Origin of the sequence: Streptomyces sp. MUM 203J, from assembly GCF_022414595.1 — a bacterium.
Lineage (GTDB): Bacteria > Actinomycetota > Actinomycetes > Streptomycetales > Streptomycetaceae > Streptomyces.
Genome location: NZ_JADWYO010000007.1, coordinates 87493 through 104660, shown reverse-complemented (window position 1 = coordinate 104660; position 17168 = coordinate 87493). Strand labels below are relative to the sequence as shown.

Annotated in this window: 14 protein-coding genes; 8 read left to right on the top strand and 6 right to left on the bottom strand. The window is 73.5% G+C overall.

Annotation, left to right across the window (positions count from 1 at the left end):
* Genes hypB through hypE form a run of 5 tightly spaced genes read left to right on the top strand, consistent with a single transcriptional unit; the run spans position 1 to position 5685 of the window.
* Positions 1-696, top strand: coding sequence for a hydrogenase nickel incorporation protein HypB (gene hypB / locus I3F58_RS06685; RefSeq protein WP_240107299.1), 696 nt, complete (start codon positions 1-3; stop codon positions 694-696).
* Entirely contained in the window at positions 693-3125 is a 2433-nt protein-coding gene (hypF, locus tag I3F58_RS06680) for a carbamoyltransferase HypF (protein WP_240107298.1), read from the top strand. The genes hypB and hypF overlap by 4 nt, the downstream gene beginning before the upstream one ends.
* A 10-nt stretch (positions 3126-3135) precedes the next feature.
* Positions 3136-3456 carry a HypC/HybG/HupF family hydrogenase formation chaperone gene (locus tag I3F58_RS06675; protein ID WP_240107297.1) on the top strand — a complete coding sequence of 107 codons (321 nt, stop codon included), beginning with the start codon at positions 3136-3138 and terminating at the stop codon, positions 3454-3456.
* On the top strand, positions 3453-4607 hold the full coding sequence (gene hypD / locus I3F58_RS06670) for a hydrogenase formation protein HypD (RefSeq protein ID WP_240107296.1): 1155 nt from the start codon (positions 3453-3455) through the stop codon (positions 4605-4607). The genes I3F58_RS06675 and hypD overlap by 4 nt, the downstream gene beginning before the upstream one ends.
* A 37-nt stretch (positions 4608-4644) precedes the next feature.
* Positions 4645-5685: a hydrogenase expression/formation protein HypE gene (gene hypE, locus I3F58_RS06665; protein ID WP_240107342.1), complete on the top strand. Its 1041-nt coding sequence runs from the start codon at positions 4645-4647 to the stop codon at positions 5683-5685.
* Between the two features lie 3 nt (positions 5686-5688).
* Here the strand turns inward: hypE and I3F58_RS06660 are convergent, their stop codons facing one another.
* The 4 genes from I3F58_RS06660 to I3F58_RS06645 form a co-directional block, all read right to left on the bottom strand.
* Positions 5689-5922, bottom strand: a complete 234-nt coding sequence (locus tag I3F58_RS06660) for a hypothetical protein (RefSeq protein ID WP_240107295.1) — start codon at positions 5920-5922, stop codon at positions 5689-5691.
* Entirely contained in the window at positions 5906-6157 is a 252-nt protein-coding gene (locus I3F58_RS06655) for a DUF6400 family protein (RefSeq protein ID WP_240107294.1), read from the bottom strand. Before I3F58_RS06655 ends, I3F58_RS06660 begins: the two co-directional genes overlap by 17 nt.
* A 516-nt stretch (positions 6158-6673) precedes the next feature.
* Positions 6674-8197 carry an aldehyde dehydrogenase family protein gene (locus tag I3F58_RS06650; protein WP_240107293.1) on the bottom strand — a complete coding sequence of 508 codons (1524 nt, stop codon included), beginning with the start codon at positions 8195-8197 and terminating at the stop codon, positions 6674-6676.
* 256 nt (positions 8198-8453) lie between these two features.
* Positions 8454-9737 (bottom strand): GAF domain-containing protein, encoded by a 1284-nt coding sequence (locus tag I3F58_RS06645; protein ID WP_240107292.1) that lies wholly within the window; start codon positions 9735-9737, stop codon positions 8454-8456.
* Positions 9738-10098: 361 nt separating this feature from the next.
* On the opposite strand from I3F58_RS06645, the gene I3F58_RS06640 reads away from it, so the two are divergent.
* The 3 genes from I3F58_RS06640 (at position 10099) to I3F58_RS06630 (ending at position 12742) form a co-directional block, all read left to right on the top strand.
* Positions 10099-10971 (top strand): bifunctional 5,10-methylenetetrahydrofolate dehydrogenase/5,10-methenyltetrahydrofolate cyclohydrolase, encoded by an 873-nt coding sequence (locus tag I3F58_RS06640; RefSeq protein WP_240107291.1) that lies wholly within the window; start codon positions 10099-10101, stop codon positions 10969-10971.
* 274 nt (positions 10972-11245) lie between these two features.
* The gene (locus tag I3F58_RS06635) at positions 11246-11593 is read left to right on the top strand and encodes a VOC family protein (protein WP_240107290.1); all 348 of its coding nucleotides are present in this window, start codon (positions 11246-11248) and stop codon (positions 11591-11593) included.
* 738 nt (positions 11594-12331) lie between these two features.
* Complete coding sequence (locus tag I3F58_RS06630) at positions 12332-12742, top strand: VOC family protein (RefSeq protein ID WP_240107289.1); 411 nt, start codon at positions 12332-12334, stop codon at positions 12740-12742.
* Here the strand turns inward: I3F58_RS06630 and I3F58_RS06625 are convergent, their stop codons facing one another.
* Both I3F58_RS06625 and I3F58_RS06620 read right to left on the bottom strand, forming a co-directional pair.
* Positions 12743-14110 carry an SWF or SNF family helicase gene (locus I3F58_RS06625; RefSeq protein ID WP_240107288.1) on the bottom strand — a complete coding sequence of 456 codons (1368 nt, stop codon included), beginning with the start codon at positions 14108-14110 and terminating at the stop codon, positions 12743-12745.
* A complete protein-coding gene (locus tag I3F58_RS06620) occupies positions 14107-17022 on the bottom strand; it encodes a DEAD/DEAH box helicase (protein WP_240107287.1) in 2916 nt (971 codons plus the stop codon). The genes I3F58_RS06625 and I3F58_RS06620 overlap by 4 nt, the downstream gene beginning before the upstream one ends.
* Between the last annotated feature and the right edge of the window lie 146 nt (positions 17023-17168).

Genomic DNA, 17168 nt, shown 5'->3' with positions numbered 1-17168 from the left:
ATGTGCCGAGCTGTCGATCTCCAGCGTGCCGTCCTGGCCAAGAACGAGGCCGCGGCACAGATCCTGCGTACCGAACTGACCGCCCGCGGCACCGCGGTGGTCAACCTGCTCTCCAGCCCCGGAAGCGGCAAGACCGCCCTGCTGGAAAGTGAACTGCGGCTCGCCGGAGAACGGGGCGTCGCGGCCGCCGCGCTCACCGCCGATCTGGCGACCGAGAACGACGCCCGCCGTCTGGCCCGTTCGGGCGTTCCCGTCAAACAGGTGCTCACCGACGGCCTCTGCCACCTGGAGGCCGACATGGTCGCCCGGCACCTGCACGACTGGCTGCCCGAGTCCACCCGGCTGCTGTTCGTCGAGAACGTCGGCAACCTCGTCTGCCCCGCCGGATACGACCTGGGCGAGTCGCTCCGCGTCGTGCTCGCCTCGGTCACCGAGGGGGAGGACAAGCCGCTCAAGTACCCCACCGCGTTCGGACTCGCCCAGCTGGTGATCGTCACCAAGACCGACATGGCCGAGGCGGCGGCGTTCGACGAGACGGCCTTCCGCGCCCACGTGGAGCAGGTGAACCCCGGTGTCGAGATCGTCCTCAGCTCGGTACGCGACGGCCGCGGCGCCGGGGCACTCCTCGACCGGGCCCTCGCTGCGGCCGGGGGGAACCGTGTCCACACCCCGGTGATGGCCCAGGCCGGCGCGTGACCACGGCGCGACCCGGACCCGCCACGGCCCCGCGGCGCAGCCGCGTGGTCGTCCGCGGCGTCGTGCAGGGGGTGGGCTTCCGGCCCTTCGTCCACGCCCTCGCCACCGGGCTGCGCCTGTCCGGGCACGTGACCAACACGGCCGAAGGCGTCGTCGCGGAGGTCGAGGGACACCCCGCGGACGTCGCCGCCTTCTGCGCCCGCCTGGCGCCGGACGCACCTCCCCTGGCCCGCGTGGATTCCGTCGAGGCGGCCGAGGTGACCGCCGGAGGCGGAAGCGGATTCACGATCGTGCCCTCCCGCCGGGGCGGCGCCGTCCGCACCCTCGTTCCGCCGGACACCGCGACCTGCGCCGCGTGCCTCACGGAGCTCTCGGACCCCGCCGACCGACGGTACCGGCACCCCTTCATCACGTGCACCCACTGTGGTCCGCGGTTCACGATCGTGACGGGTCTGCCGTACGACCGGGTCCACACCACCATGGCCGGTTTCCCGATGTGTCCGGACTGCGCACGCGAGTACGAGGACCCCGCCGACCGGCGCTTCCACGCGCAGCCCGTCGCCTGCCCCCGCTGCGGCCCCCGGCTGCGGTGGGTCACCGCACCGGACGGCCCGGCGTCCTCCGGCACCGCCCCGGACCCTCACCACGCCTCCGGCCCCGGCGACGACCCGGTGGCCGCCGCACGCAGGATGCTCGCAGCCGGTGCGATCATCGCCGTCAAGGGCCTGGGGGGCTACCACCTGGCCTGCGACGCGACCGACCCCGATGCGGTGTCCGAACTGCGCCGCCGCAAGGCGCGCGGTGACAAACCGTTCGCGATGATGGCCGCGGACCTCGCGGACATCGAGCCCCTCGCGCACCTCGGCCCGGTGGAGCGGGAACTCCTCACCGGCGGCGTCCGGCCCGTGGTCCTGCTGCGCCGCCGCGACGACGCCCGGCCGCGCAAGGAGACCGCCCCGGCCCCGGCGGTGGCCCCCGGTAGCCCCGACCTCGGCTTCATGCTCCCTTACACCCCTGTGCACCATCTCCTCCTCGGCCTCGGCGCGGCGGACCGTGAAGGACCCCGGCTGCTGGTGATGACCAGCGGCAACCTCTCGGGTGAACCCATCGTCACGGACGACGCGGAGGCGCTGGCCAGGCTCGCCGGTCTCGCGGACGCCTGGCTGCTGCACGACCGGCCGATCCACGTGCCCTGCGACGACTCCGTGGTCCGCGTCTGCGACGGCGAGCCGTTGATGCTGCGCCGCTCCCGGGGCTACGCGCCGCTGCCGGTCGCGCTGCCCGTCGAGGTCGCTCCCGCCCTCGCCGTCGGAGGGGACCTGAAGAACACCTTCTGCCTCGGCGCCGGACGCCAGGCATGGCTCTCCGCTCACATCGGCGACATGGACGACCTCGCCACCCAGCTCGCTCTGGGCTCCGCCGAGCGGCAGCTCGAGTCCGTCACCGGTGTACGGCCCGGTCTGCTCGCTGCGGACCGGCACCCCGCCTACCGGTCCACCCGCTGGGCCAGGGACCGTTCCGCCGGGCGGCCCGTAGTCACCGTGCAGCACCACCACGCACACGTCGCGGCGGCGATGGCCGAGAACGGCCTCGACGGGACGTGCCCGGTGATCGGCGTCGCCTTCGACGGCACCGGCTACGGTCTCGACGGCGCCGTGTGGGGCGGTGAGTTCCTGCTCGCGGACTACGCCGGGTTCCAGCGGTTCGCGCACCTGGCCTATGCACCCCTGCCGGGCGGCGACGCGGCCGTAAGGCGTCCCTACCGCATGGCTCTGGCGCACCTCCGGGCGGCGGGTCTCGCTGCCGACCCCGCACTGCCCTGTACGGGGGTCTGCGCTCCCGGGGAACTCGCGGTGCTGGAGCGGCAGCTGGCGCGCGATCTGAACTGTCTGCCCACGTCCAGTATGGGCCGCCTGTTCGATGCCGTCTCGTCCCTCGCGGGGATCTGCCACCACGCGGGATACGAGGCGCAGGCCGCGATCGAGCTGGAGGCCGCGGCCCTGCAGGCACCCGCCGTCCCGGAGGACGGACGCTACGCCTTCCGGATCGGCCCGCCGCGGGCCGGTGCCCCGCTCACCGCCGACCCCGCGCCCCTGCTGGCGGCTGCGTCCGCCGACGTGCTCGACGGGACCCCCGCGGCCGTCGTCGCGGCGCGGTTCCACCACGCGGTGGCCCGACTGGTCCGCACGGTCTGCGCCGCCGCCCGCGGCGAGACCGGCGTGGAGACCGTCGCGCTGACCGGGGGAGTGTTCGCCAACACGGTGCTCTCCTCGGCCTGCGCCGAAGGACTGCGGGAGGACGGCTTCACCGTGCTGCGCCATCGCTTGACCCCGCCGAACGACGGCGGTCTGGCTCTCGGCCAGCTCGTCGTGGCCGCCCGGGTCACGGACGGGGCGGCCCCCGGCACACCACGACGAGAGCGACGATGAGGAGACACGCATGTGCCTGGCGGTACCCGGAAGAGTGCTGGACGTCGAGGACCGGGACGGCACCCGGATGGCCACGGTCGACTTCGGCGGTGTGGTCAAGGAGGTGTGCCTGGAGTACCTGCCGGACCTGAAGCCCGGTGAGTACGCCATCGTCCATGTCGGGTTCGCCCTGCAGCGTCTGGACGAGGAGTCGGCCAGGAAGACGCTGGAGCTGTTCGAGACTCTCGGCATGCTCCAGGAGGAGTTCGGCGACCCGTGGGCGTCGGCCGCCGAAGCGGCGGGGAACGAGCGGCCGGCGCATGAGGGCCTGGCCGGAGAGGTGCGGCAGTGAAGTACATCGACGAGTTCCAGGACCCCGGGCTGGCCCGGCGGCTGCTCGACGAGATCCGGGCGACGGTGACCCGGCCCTGGGCGCTGATGGAGGTCTGCGGCGGCCAGACCCACACCATCATCCGGCAGGGGATCGACCAACTGCTTCCTCCTGAGATCGAGTTGATCCACGGACCGGGCTGTCCCGTGTGCGTGACGCCGCTGGAGGTGATCGACAAGGCGCTGGAGATCGCCTCCCGCCCCGGCGTGATCTTCTGCTCGTTCGGGGACATGCTCCGGGTTCCCGGTACGGGCCGCGACCTGTTCCAGGTCCGCGGCCAGGGAGGTGACGTCAGGGTCGTCTACTCACCGCTCGACGCGCTGCGGATCGCCGAACAGAACCCGGATCGCGAAGTGGTCTTCTTCGGCATCGGCTTCGAGACCACCGCGCCGCCCAACGCCATGACGGTCCACCAGGCGCGCAAGCTCGGCATCCGCAACTTCAGCCTGCTCGTCTCCCACGTCCGGGTCCCCCCGGCGATCGATGCGATCATGCGCTCCCCCGACTGCCGGGTCCAGGGCTTCCTGGCCGCGGGGCACGTGTGCAGCGTGATGGGCACGGCGGAGTATCCCGAACTCGCCGAACGCCACCGCGTTCCGATCGTCGTCACCGGCTTCGAACCGCTGGACATCCTCGAAGGCGTACGGCGGACCGTGCTCCAGCTGGAGCACGGGGAGCACACCGTCGACAACGCCTACCCGCGCGCGGTCCTGCCCGAGGGCAACCCCGCCGCCCGGGCGATGCTGGACGACGTCTTCGAGGTGACCGACCGCGCCTGGCGCGGGATCGGCGTCATCCCGGACAGCGGCTGGCGGCTCTCGGAGCGGTACCGCGAACACGACGCCGAGCACCGGTTCTCCGTCGAGGGCATCGACACCCGCGAACCGGCCGCGTGCCGCAGCGGTGAGGTGCTTCAGGGCCTGCTGAAACCGCACGCGTGCGAGGCCTTCGGCACGACGTGCACGCCCCGCTCCCCGCTGGGTGCCACGATGGTCTCCAGCGAAGGCGCGTGCGCCGCGTACTACCTCTACCGACGGCTCGGCCTCGGTACCCCGTCGCCGAAGTCCCCGGCAGTCGGCTCCCCTGTTCTGGAGGGCGGTTCCGTTGTCTGAGCTCACCCGCGACACCCCGGAGGCGCAGGCGCCCGACATGCTCGGCTGGACGTGTCCGGCCCCGCTGCGCGACCAGCCACGCGTGGTGATGGGCCACGGCGGAGGCGGTGCCCTCTCGGCCGAACTGGTGGAGCAGATCTTCGCACCCGCCTTCGGCGGCCCCGCGCTCTCGGTCGCCACCGACGCCGCGACCGTCGAACTCGGCGGCGCCCGGCTGGCCTTCTCCACCGACTCCTTCGTCGTGCGCCCGCTGTTCTTCCCCGGGGGGAGCATCGGCGACCTGGCCGTCAACGGCACGGTGAACGACCTGGCCATGAGCGGGGCCCGCGCCGCCTATCTCTCGTGCGGGTTCATCCTCGAGGAGGGGGTGGAGACCGACGTCGTGACCCGGGTGGCGAACGCGCTCGGCGCGGCGGCCCGTGCGGCGGGCGTCCACGTGGCCACCGGCGACACCAAGGTGGTGGAGGCCGGCCACGGCGACGGCGTCTACATCAACACCTCCGGCATCGGTCTGATCCCGCCCGGCGTCGACCTGCGGCCCCAGCGCGTCGTACCCGGCGACGTGGTGATCGTCAGCGGCCCCGTCGGCGTCCACGGCGTGGCGATCATGAGCGTCCGCGAGGGGCTGGAGTTCGGAGTCGAGATCGAGAGCGACTGCGCGCCGCTCGGCGGCCTCGTCGAGGCGATGCTCGCGGTCACCCCGGACCTGCACGTGCTGCGTGACCCCACGCGCGGGGGCCTCGGGGCCTCGCTCAACGAGATCGCGGCCGTGTCGGGCACCGGCATCGTCGTCGAGGAACGGGCCGTGCCCGTCCCCGCCTCCGTGGCCAACGCCTGCGCCGTTCTCGGTCTCGACCCGATGTACGTGGCGAACGAGGGAAAGCTGGTGGCCTTCGTCCCGCGTGCGCAGGCCGACGCCGTGCTCGCCGCGATGCGCGCGCATCCGCTGGGCGCGGGGGCGGCCGTGATCGGCGAGGCCGTCGAGGCGCATCCGGGGATGGTGGTCGCCCGTACCGGCCTCGGCGGAACGCGTGTGGTGGACATGCCGCTCGGGGAGCAGCTGCCGCGTATCTGCTGAGTGTCAGCCCCGCGTGCCGCGGCGACGGCCGCGGATGGTGTCGAGGGTCCATGTGTGGGTGCAGTTCGGGCACTGCAGATGGACCTCGGGCCCCTTGTTGGCTATCAGATAGCGCCAGTGTGCCGGGCAGTTGCGGCGCTCCGCGCAGGGTTCGCAGCCGCGGCTGTCCTCGCAGCCCGGGCAGGCGACCCAGGCCCGGCGGGCCCGGTCGGCGTGGGGGTCAATGGGAAGCCGCACGGCCCGGCTCCCGTCCTGGCAGCACACCCGCCGCCACCAGCATGGAGTGCATCCGCAGCTGCTCCTCGTCGAGGCCCGAATAGAGCAGGTCGTGCGCGGCCTGCTCCTCCCGCAGCACGGCCACGGGGTCCCAGTCGGGCCCCAGCGCCGCCACGACCTCGGCCCGTCGGCGGGCCTCCTCAAGGGTGAGGTCGATGGTGAAGTCGACGTGGTCGGGATCGCGGGCCTGGTTCATGGGGGTACTTTCGACGGTTTTCGAACGGGATCCGCCACGTCTACCAGAGCGGGCACCGGGCGCGGAAGGACGGAAATCACCTCCTGAGCGAGGTGGGCGGCTCCCGCGAGGGGAGGTGGGGACCGGCACCGCTGTGGGGCGGGGCCCGGGGACGGCACGCGCCGCGGCAGCAGGTGCGTGAGAGACCACCGCGCGGCTGTGGCGCATCTCACCCTCGCGCCCCCTGCGGAGCCAATGGGCCGCCGGGCCGGACCTGACCGGAAGAAGCCGGGCGGCTCCGGTGTGTCCGGCACGAGGAGGCTCCTCGTCTGCTGGCGGTACAGCGGAGCCATCCGCCTGACCAGCGGGAACGACGGCCAGGCGACGTGCGGCTCCGGTTCTGCGGACCGTTCCCGTCCTGCCGCGGTGCGTCCCACGTGCTTGCCGCGCGCATCGAACGATGCGGCGTGGCTCCGGGCGGCCGACCGTTTCGGAACGAACGGGTAGAAGCCCGGGCCAGGCGCCTCCGTCGTACCCCTAGAAGAACCCGAGCCTCTTCGGCGAGTACGACACCAGGAGATTCTTCGTCTGCTGGTAGTGCTCCAGCATCATCCGATGTGTCTCCCGCCCGATCCCCGACTGCTTGTACCCGCCGAACGCCGCGTGCGCCGGGTAGGCGTGGTAACAGTTGGTCCACACCCGGCCCGCCTGCAGGGCCCGCCCCGCGCGGTACGCCGTGTTGGTGTCGCGGGTCCAGACGCCAGCGCCGAGACCGTACGCGCTGTCGTTGGCGACCGCCATCGCGTCGTCGAACCCGGTGAACGACGTCACCGCCACCACCGGCCCGAAGATCTCCTCCTGGAAGATCCGCATCCGGTTGTCGCCCTCGAAGACCGTCGGCTGCACGTAGAAGCCGCCCGCCATGTCCCCGCCGTACTCGATGCGCTCGCCACCCGTCAGGATCTTCGCGCCCTCCTGCTGGCCGATGTCCAGGTACGAGAGGATCTTCCGCAGCTGCTCGTCCGACGCCTGGGCGCCGATCATCGTGTCGGTGTCCAGTGGGTGGCCCGGCACGATCCGCTCCGTGCGCGCCACCGCCGCGTCCAGGAAGTCCCCGTACACGCTCCGCTGGATCAGCGCCCGCGACGGGCACGTGCACACCTCGCCCTGGTTCAGAGCGAACATCGTGAAGCCCTCCAGGGCCTTGTCCCGGAAGTCGTCGTCCGCCGCCCACACATCGGCGAAGAAGATGTTCGGGGACTTGCCGCCCAGCTCCAGCGTGACCGGCTTCAGATTCTCCGAGGCGTACTGCATGATCAGCCGCCCCGTCGCGGTCTCACCGGTGAACGACACCTTCGCCACACGCGGACTCGACGCCAGCGGCCTGCCCGCCTCCGGCCCGAAGCCGTTGACGATGTTCACGACGCCCGGCGGCAGCAGGTCCGCGACGAGGTTCATCCACACATGCACCGACGCCGGCGTCTGCTCGGCCGGTTTCAGCACCACCGCGTTGCCCCCGGCCAGCGCGGGCGCCAGCTTCCACGCCGCCATCAGCAGGGGGAAGTTCCACGGGATGATCTGCGCCACGACTCCCAGCGGCTCATGGAAGTGGTACGCCACGGTGTCCTCGTCGAGTTCGCTCAGCGAACCCTCCTGCGCTCGGAGCGCCCCCGCGAAGTACCGGAAGTGATCGATCGCGAGAGGGATGTCCGCCGCCAGCGTCTCCCGCACCGGCTTGCCGTTCTCCCAGCTCTCCGCGACCGCCAGCTCCTCCAGGTGCGCCTCCATCCGGTCCGCGATCCGCAGCAGCACCCCCGCCCGCTCACCGGGAGACGTCCTGCCCCACGCCGGGGCCGCCGCGTGCGCGGCGTCCAGCGCCCGCTCCACGTCCGGCTCCGTGCCACGAGCCATCTCCGTGAAGGGCCGCCCGTCGACCGGGCTCGGGTTCTCGAAGTACCGTCCCTCGGCGGGCGGTACGTACGCGCCGCCGATCCAGTGGTCATAGCGGGACTCGTACGAGACGATCGCACCGTCGGTGCCGGGCGCGGCGTACCGGGTCATCTCCGTGGCCTCCTCGGCCTCTGGCCGGTCCGCCGTCCCCGTGACGGCGGTCCACCGGCCTTCGGGCTCGTCGAGGAGCGCCGGCCGCCGTCCGGCCGGCGCTCGCCCGGTGAGGCTACGGCCCTGAACGTTGCGGTCCTGTTGCACTCCGCACCCATGCCGCCCCGCACCTGCGCCGCGTCCTCATGGCTCACCCGCGACCCGGCCCTGCCCCCAGCCCTGCCGAGCCGTCACCTTCCTCTCCTGCGCCCCACCGCTACCCGTCCCCGCCTCCCGCCGCCCCCAACTCCTCGTCCAGGCACCGCAGCCGTGCCTCCAGCACCGGCCGCCGCCCCGGCGGCACCGCCGCCGCCAGAGCCCGCCACACCTCCAGGTCGTCCTCGCCCCACGGACTGTGCACCCAGTCCGACAGCAGCTGCGCGTCCCCCCGCGCGATCAGGGCCGTCCGCAGCTCGTCCGTGAGCCGCCGCCGCAGCCGCACCACCCCCGGCGCCCACGACGCCGGCAGCAGCGGCCCCGTGTACCCGCCCAGGGCGGACGTGACCGCCCCCGACGCCAGCCGCCGCGCCACCACCTCGAAATCCGCGTCCACCGCGCCCACCAGCCGGTACGGCCGCGACCCCAGCACCTCGGGTCCCAGCAACGCCCGTAACCGAGACAACTCCGCCCGTAACGTCACCGGGGTCACCGCCCCGTCCTCGTACAGCGCCGTCAGCAGCTCGTCCCCGCACAGCCCCTGCGGATGCGCGGCGAGCACCACCACGATCTCGCTGTGCCGCGGACTCAGCCGCACCGTACGGCCACCCGCCACCAGCAGTGCCTCGTCCCGGCCCAGAGCCGAAAGCCGCAGCCGCCCCGCGTCCGGCTGTGCGGGAGCCAGCAGCGCCAGATGCGACTCCGCCGCCCGCGCCACCGCCTGCACGAACGCCAGGCTGTGCGGATGCGCCAGCCCGTCCCCACCGGTGATGTCCACCGCACCCAGCACCCGCCCCGTCAGCGGATCGTGCACCGGGGCCGCCGCGCACGTCCACGCCTGCACCGGCCGCTGGAAGTGCTCGGCCGCGAACACCTGCACCGGCTGGTCCACCGCCAGTGCCGTCCCCGGCGCGTTCGTCCCCACCGCCGCCTCCGACCAGCGCGCCCCCGCCACGAAGTTCATCCTCCGTGCCCTGCGCAGCGTCCGGGGATGCCCCTCCACCCACAGCAGCCGCCCGAACGCGTCGCACACCGCCACGAGATGCTCGCCGTCCGTCGCGTACGGCCCCGTCAGCTCCCGGACCACCGGCATCGCGGCCGCCAGTGGATGCCCCTGCCGGTACGCCATCAGCTCGTCCTCGGCCAGCTCCACCGCCGCGACCCCGTCAGGACACACCCGCGCCCGCGCCGACCGCCGCCACGACTCGGCCACCACCGGCCGCACCGGCCGGGGCATCTGCCCACCCGGCCCGCCCGACGCGAACACGTCGTACGCCCGGCGCAGCTCCCCGGCGCGCCGTACCGGGTCCGCACCCCCCTCCAGAGCCACCCACGCGTCGCTCAACCCGCCCTCCTCACCCGTGGTCGGGTGCCATCGTGGCGGCCCGGCTGCGCCCCATCAACCGGGCCCGCGCCCCCGCGCCCCGATGCGCGCCCCTCCGCGGCCCGCAGCCGCCCGTCCCGGCAGGTGAGCCGGCCCGGTGTACGGAGCCCTCCGCCCGCCGTGCGACGCCACCCGCCGGACACCCGACGACGTACCGCCTCACCCGCCTGACGTACAGTGGGGGCGGGCCGTGACTGGCGCTTGGGTGGACTACCACCGGGGAGCGGCCCGGGCGGAACCCGCTCCGGCGGGCGGACCGCCCGCTGCCGCGCGCCTGGGCGAGGAACACGACCGTTCTCCATCCGTCGCCCGGGAGGCCCCGATGACCAGCACCGCCACCGCCCGTCTCATGGACGGCGGCTCCCTCGCCCGCCGCCTCGTCGAGGAGACCGCCGCCCGCGCCGCCGAACTCACCCGTCGCACCGGGACCCAGCCGCGCCTCGCGACCGTCCTGGTCGGCGAGGACCCCGCCTCCGTCACGTACGTACGGATGAAGCGGGCCCGTTGTGAGAAGGCCGGAATCCGATCCCGCCACGTCGAGCTCCCGGCCGCCACCACGACCGGGGAACTCGTCGCCACCCTCGAGGAACTGTCCCGCGACCCGGACGTGCACGGCATCCTCCTCCAGCACCCCGCGGGCCCGCACATCGACGAGCGTGCCGCGTTCGAGGCCATCGCCCCGGAGAAGGACGTCGACGGTGTCACCACCAGCTCCTTCGCGTCCATGAGCTTCGGCCTGCCCGGCTTCGTCTCCTGCACGCCGGGCGGCATCATGCGGCTGCTCGACGCGTACGACGTCGACCCGACGGGCAAGCGGGCCGTCGTCGTCGGCCGTAGCGCCATCCTCGGCAAGCCTGCCGGCATGCTGCTGCTCGCCAGGAACGCCACCGTCACCTACTGTCACTCGCGCACCCCGGCCGCCGACCTGTCGGCCGCCCTGCGCGAGGCCGACATCGTGGTGGCCGCCGTCGGACGGCCCCGCTTCATCAAGGGTGAGGACATCAAGCCGGGCGCTGTCGTGATCGACGCGGGCTACAACGAGGGCAATGTCGGCGACGTCGACTTCGACGCCGCCGCGGAGCGGGCCGGCCTGATCACCCCGGTGCCGGGCGGCGTCGGACCGATGACCATCGCCACCCTCCTCAGCCAGACGGTCGACGCGGCCGAACGGCAGCTCGCCCCGCCGACCGCCTGACGGCGGTGACACCGCCGGACACCAGGACGTTCGGGAACCCAGAGACAGGGCAGGCGGACCACGGCGTCACCCGGCGATCCACAGCCGACCGTCCGTTCACCCGGCCCGTGGTCGTGTCCGGCGGATCACGCCGGGGGCCGAGCGGGCTCCGGCGTGATCCGCATGCCTGCATGCCCGCCGGAGTTCCCTGAAGCGTGTATGGAAAGCGCGTGCGGCAGCGTGCGTGTCGTAGTACCCCTGACTGGGATACCTTCGTTCACGTCTGGAGTCGTCGATGGCCGTTCGCCGTGTCGTGCCCAACATCCAGTCAGAGGCCGCGCAGGAGAGCCGGGAGTTCTACGGCCTGCTGGGCTTCGAGGAGGTCATGAACCACGGCTGGATCATGACGCTCGCGTCCCCGTCCAGCCCGGCAGCTCAGATCAGCGTCATGACCAGCGACAAGACCGCGCCTGTCGCCCCCGACATGAGTGTTGAGGTCGACGACGTGGATGCGGCCTATGCGGTCATGCGGGCGAGCGGTGCGGAGATCATCCACCCCTTGCAGGACGAGGAGTGGGGCGTGCGGCGGTTCTTCGTCCGTGACCCCGGCGGACGGGTGGTCAACGTGCTGGGTCACCGCTGACTTCCTCCCGTGTCCCCGGTGAAAGGGCCGGCCGCAGCCACTCGTCGACTGCCGCTGTCAGGACGGTTGCCTCGTGGCGGACCGCGAGTCTGTCGTGGCGCGGGGCCGCGGCGCGGTGCCTTCCGAGGCGACGGACTGCCGCATGCGACTGCGTGCCGGGCCTTGTGGCCCTCGGTGTCGGACTCGGATGGCCCACCGCCGCGAGCGCCGGGCTTCTCTCGGTGGCGGGCCTGGTCGCCCCTGTCCGGGACGGTGCGGCGGATGCCGCGCTGGCGCGGGCGGGTGCGGCTCTTGCGGGAGGCGTACGCCCTGTCGGCGCGGACCCGATCGGGCCGGGTGCGCGGCGGGACCGAACCCGGGCGGGCGAGGCGGGCCTTCTTCAGGACGGGCTCGGACTGCGAGGAGCCGCCGCGCTGTCCGGCGGCAGCCATGAGGGACATGGGCCTCAGCCTCTGTGCGACAGCCGGGTGAAAGCTGGTGGCCGGACCGCCGCGCGAGCCTCCGAGGCTGGTCGTCCGGCTCGGCGTGAAACCGCCGGGCGGCGCTTTCTTCCAGGCTCATATGTCCAGGCGGCTCCGCCGGAGTCCGCTGCTGATCCGCACTCGCGGTACGAACTGGCCGCCCCTGGTGAGCGGGGTCCGGGGGCGAAGGCCGCAGGAACTTCTTGTTCCCGCACCTCGGCGGAGCTGCTTGGGGCCTGTCTCGAAGTCGGTTGTGAGCCTGTGACAAGATCGCGAGATGCTGCGACTCACCGATTTCATCATTGACTGCCCGGACACGATGAGGCTGGCTGCTTTCTACTCCGAAGTGACGGGCCGTCCGATCAAGGAAGGCAGTTCCGACGACTGGGCCGGCATCCAGTTCGGCGAGATCGAGCTGGCGTTCATCCGGGTGGATGACTACCGCGCTCCGCAGTGGCCCGACAGCGAGCACCCCAAGCAGTTTCACCTCGACTTCGAAGTGGACGAGATCGAGTCCGAGCAGCGTCGCGTCCTCGATCTCGGCGCGACGCTGAGGCAGAACTTCATCGGCCCCAACGGCTACGGCTGGCAGGTCTACACCGACCCGATCGGCCACCCCTTCTGTCTGTGTCGCAACAAGGGCGTCGTCTGGACCGACCAGGGCCCGATCTGGCCCAAGCGCGACTAATCAGGCCCCGCCTTCCAGCACCTCCGCGAGCGCGGCCGCCGGGTCCTCGTCGGACGGCCCCGCCGGAACCCACCGCCCGGCCTCCCGCCGGAACGGCCACCAGCGGCCCCGCCGGTCCAGCCGTAGCTGTGTTCCGCCGTCCATGACCGTCCACCGGCCGCCGGCTTCCGCGCGCGGCGCGGGTCCATCGCGGTCGGCCCACGCCGCCGCGAGCACGGCCCTCGCTCGCGCGTCCGCCACCGGATCCGGCTCCCAGGCCTCCTCCAGCGCCTCCAGCGCGGCCGCCCCGCCCAGCCGCCAGGCCCGCACCGCGTCCTCCAGTTCCAGGACCGTCCGCCCGGAGCCCGCCGCGAGCCGCACCAGGGCCCGCCCCGAAGCCCCGGGCGCCGCCGCCAGCCGGACCGCGTCCTGGCGCACCGTCAACTCCGACTCCTCCAGCAAGGACGATCCGGCATCCGGAGCCAGCGCCGCCGCGAGCATCCGGTGCGCCAGCGAGGCCGCCGCGGCCGCCGACAGCTCCAGCGTGGCGGGATCCACATCCGCACCCGCGCCCGCCTCCGTGTCGAGCGGTGGTGACTCACCCGGCCCGGTGGGCAGCGGCGGCGGATCCGGCAACGCGGGCAGGATGTCCCGTGCCGCGAACGCCTCATCGGCCCGAACGGCCCCGAGGGCGGCCCGTTCATCCCGCACGGCTCCGAGCGCCTCGCCCGGGCCGGCCTCCGGACTCCCGGCCCCGGCTGCCGCCGCCGCGCGCGCGTTCAGCTCCCGCATCACCCGGCGCTCGCCCCGGCCCCGCAGCAGGAGCAGCACGAACGGGTCCCGGTCCAGGATCCGTGCCACCTGGTAGCACAGCGCCGCCGAGTGCGGGCAGTGGTCCCACGCCCCACACCCGCAGCGCGGTTCCAGGTCCCCGATGCCCGGCAGCAGTTCGGCCCCGGCTGCCGCCGCGTCCTCCACCAGGTGCGGCGGCAGGTCCCGGTCGAGCAGTGCCGCCACGTGCCCGGCCCGGGCCACGGCCGCCTCCAGGAACCGCTCCCACTCCGCGTCCGGCAGCTCCTGCACCAGGACATCGGTCCGGTGCGCCCCACCGTCCCGGTCCCGCACGACCGCGGTGATCCGCCCCGGGCGCACCGACACGGCCCCGACCGCCCCGGCCCGCGCCCGCGCCCGGCCCTTCCTCAGAGGCTCCCCCTCCAGCGCGTTGTCCTCCAGGGCCTTCAGCCAGGCATGTCCCCACCAGGTGTCCGCGAACCCCCGCCCGCTGGCGGGCGGCTCCGCCGCGAACGTCGACTCCTCGTCACCGTACGGACCGTCCAGCCCCCCGGCCTTCCCCTCGCAGGCGTGCGAACCGCCCGTGACACCACTCATCGACCGCTCCCTCGTGTCCCGCCGCACGCACCGCCGACGCCGCTCCGCAACCCCACAAGCTCCGCCAGCTCGGCGTCGCTCAGCTCGGTCAGTGCCGCCTCCCCGGCGCCCCCGAGCACCGACTCCGCCAGTCCCCGCTTCCGGGCCAGCAGGTCCGCGATCCGGTCCTCGACCGTGCCCTCTGCGATCAGCCGGTGCACCTGCACCGGCTGCGTCTGCCCGATCCGGTACGCCCGGTCCGTGGCCTGCGCCTCCACCGCAGGGTTCCACCAGCGGTCGTAGTGCACGACATGACTGGCCCGCGTCAGGTTCAGCCCGGTGCCCGCCGCCTTCAGCGACAGGAGGAACACCGGCACCCCGCCGTCCTGGAATCGTGCCACCATCGCCTCTCGCTCCCCGATCGGTGTGCCACCGTGCAGAAGCTGCGCCGCCACGCCCCGCGCCGCCAGATGCGCCTCCAGCAGCCGAGCCATCCTCACGTACTGCGTGAACACCAGCACACTCGCACCCTCCGCGAGCAGTGTGTCCAGCAGCTCGTCCAGCAGCTCCAGCTTCCCCGACCGGCCGTCGAGCCTGGGCTGATCCTCCTTCAGGTACTGCGCCGGGTGGTTGCAGATCTGCTTGAGCGCGGTCAGCAGCGAGACGACCAGGCCGCGCCGTGCCATGCCGTCCGCCCCCGCGACCGCCCTGAGCGTCTCCCGCACCACCGCTTCGTACAGGACGGTCTGTTCCGTCGTCAGTGCCACCGACCGGTCCGTCTCCGTCTTCGGCGGCAGCTCCGGCGCGATCCCGGGATCCGACTTGTGGCGGCGCAGCAGGAACGGCCGCACCAGCCGGGCCAGCCGTTCCGCCGCCGCCGGATCGGTGCCGCCCTCCACGGCCGGCCCGTACCGCCTGCGGAACGCGCCGAGGCCGCCCAGCAGTCCGGGTGTCGCCCAGTCGAGGACCGCCCACAGCTCGGAGAGGCTGTTCTCCACCGGCGTGCCGGTGAGCGCCACGCGCGCCCGCCCGCCGATGCTCCGCAACTGCCGGGCGGTCGCCGAGTACGGGTTCTTGACGTGCTGCGCCTCGTCCGCGACGACCATGCCCCAGTCCACGTGCGCGAGGCGGGCCGCGTCCAGCCGCATCGTGCCGTACGTGGTGAGGACGAACCCGGCTTCGGCGCCGTGGCCCAACCCCCGGAGCTCCCGGCCGGGGCCGTGGAAGCGGCGTACCGGCGTGCCGGGTGCGAACCGCTCGATCTCCCGCTGCCAGTTGCCCATGAGCGAGGCGGGGCAGACCACCAGGGTGGGTCCGGCCGCGTCCTCGTCCTTCTGGCGGCGTAGGTGCAGCGCGATCAGGGTGATCGTCTTCCCCAGGCCCATGTCGTCCGCGAGGCAGGCGCCGAGCCCGAGCGAGGTCAGCCGGTACAGCCAGTCCACCCCACGGACCTGGTAGCCGCGCAGTGTGGCCGCGAGCCCGTCCGGCCGGACGCCCTCCCCCCGACCGTCGTCCGACGCTGCGGTCCCGGGGTCGGTGAGCAGCCGGTCGCGCAGCTCCCGCAGCCACCCCGAGGGCCGCACCTCGACCTGTCGGCCGTCCGCCTCGGTGCTGCCGGTCAGCACGGCGCCGAGCACCTCGGCCGGGGTGGCCTGCCGGTTCCGGTGCTCCCGTGCCCGCCGCACCTCCTCGGGGTCGACCAGCACCCATCGGTCCCGCAGCCGTACGACGGGCCGCGCCGCCTCCGCGAGGGCGTCCAGGTCCGCACGGCTCAGCGGCTCGTCACCGAGGGCGAAACGCCAGTCGAAGGCCAGCAGTGTGCCGGGGGAGAGGAGCGAGGGCAGCCGGGAGTCCCGTAGGCCCCCGCCCGTGCCCCGGGGCGTCCCGTCCTCCTCGGGGCCGACCACCGCGCGCGCGGTGAGCGTCCGGGCCAGCCGCCTCGGCCAGTGGACCTGGACGCCGCAACGGCCCAGCGCCCGCCCCGCCGGGCCCAGCAGCTCCGCCACCTCGTGCTCGGCCAGCTCCAGCCCGGCCGGGACAGCCGCCGACAGCAGCGGGGACAGCCCCTCCCACACGCGCGCCGCGCGTCGGAGGGCCAGCAGCGCCTCCACGCGCGCGGACGTCCCGAACGCCTCACCCGCCGCCCCGGACCAGACGTCCGCGGCGTCCGCGACGAGGCCGGGGTCACGCACACTGTGGAGCTGCGGTACGGCCCGGAGGACGGGTGGCGGTTCCCCCTCGCCGCCTCCGCCGTCGAGGCCTGTCGCCTCGATCCGCAGCGACAGCCGTACGCCGGTGCCCAGCCCGGCCGCCACCTCCGCCGCCCAGGCACGCAGCCCTGGCATCAGCCGGGGCTCGTCGGCCGCGAACGCCGGGCCGCCGACCGCGAGCGGCGCGGCGGGGGTACGGGGCAGCACATCCGCCACGGAGTCCAGGAACGCCCGCAGATGCGCCTCGGGATCCGGCAGCAGGGGGATCCCGTCGGGAGCCGAGCCCACAGGTACCGCGTGGGCCGTCGGCGGCATCGACGCGGCGAGCCGGCTGAGCTGTTCCCGGTCCTCGCGGCCGAGCGGACCCGCCCGCCAGGCGTCGTACCCGGCGGCGCTCAGCCCGGGCAGCAGTCGGCCCCGGGCGACCAGATGGAGGCCGAGCAGGACCGCGGCGCCCCAGAACGCCGCGGACGGCGACGCGTCGGGCGCGGTTCGTGCCCGCACCAGCAGCGGCAGAGCGTCACGGACGGGCACCGTCAGCGCGTCCCCACGGCCGGGCCGGGCATCGTCGTCGACGACGACCACTTCTTCGACCCGGCCATCGGCCCGGGGCGGGTTGGGGTCAGACAGCAGGAAGGCGAGGCGGCCGGCGCGCGGGGGATCGCCGGGCAGGAAGACGGTGGAGCAGCGGGCAAGTCCGGTGAGAGTGGAGTCCCATGGCACAGTGCTGACGCATTCCTCAAATTTGACTAGTAGGTCGGAGCGGCCGACAGTACAGCCGAGTGCCAGCGGAAGGATGCCTTCCGTGCGTGAGCTGCGTCACGATGGCGGTGAGGAGTGGCACGGCAGGCTGGAACCGTGCGTCCCGG

Excerpts from the sequence above, each read along its gene's own strand:
- hypB (WP_240107299.1), top strand. The coding sequence starts at position 1 with ATGTGCCGAGCTGTCGATCTCCAGCGTGCCGTCCTGGCCAAGAACGAG.
- I3F58_RS06675 (WP_240107297.1), top strand. The coding sequence starts at position 3,136 with ATGTGCCTGGCGGTACCCGGAAGAGTGCTGGACGTCGAGGACCGGGAC.
- hypE (WP_240107342.1), top strand. The coding sequence starts at position 4,645 with ATGCTCGGCTGGACGTGTCCGGCCCCGCTGCGCGACCAGCCACGCGTG.
- I3F58_RS06655 (WP_240107294.1), bottom strand. The coding sequence starts at position 6,157 with ATGAACCAGGCCCGCGATCCCGACCACGTCGACTTCACCATCGACCTC.
- I3F58_RS06650 (WP_240107293.1), bottom strand. The coding sequence starts at position 8,197 with ATGACCCGGTACGCCGCGCCCGGCACCGACGGTGCGATCGTCTCGTAC.
- I3F58_RS06640 (WP_240107291.1), top strand. The coding sequence starts at position 10,099 with ATGACCAGCACCGCCACCGCCCGTCTCATGGACGGCGGCTCCCTCGCC.
- I3F58_RS06635 (WP_240107290.1), top strand. The coding sequence starts at position 11,246 with ATGGCCGTTCGCCGTGTCGTGCCCAACATCCAGTCAGAGGCCGCGCAG.
- I3F58_RS06630 (WP_240107289.1), top strand. The coding sequence starts at position 12,332 with ATGCTGCGACTCACCGATTTCATCATTGACTGCCCGGACACGATGAGG.
- I3F58_RS06625 (WP_240107288.1), bottom strand. The coding sequence starts at position 14,110 with ATGAGTGGTGTCACGGGCGGTTCGCACGCCTGCGAGGGGAAGGCCGGG.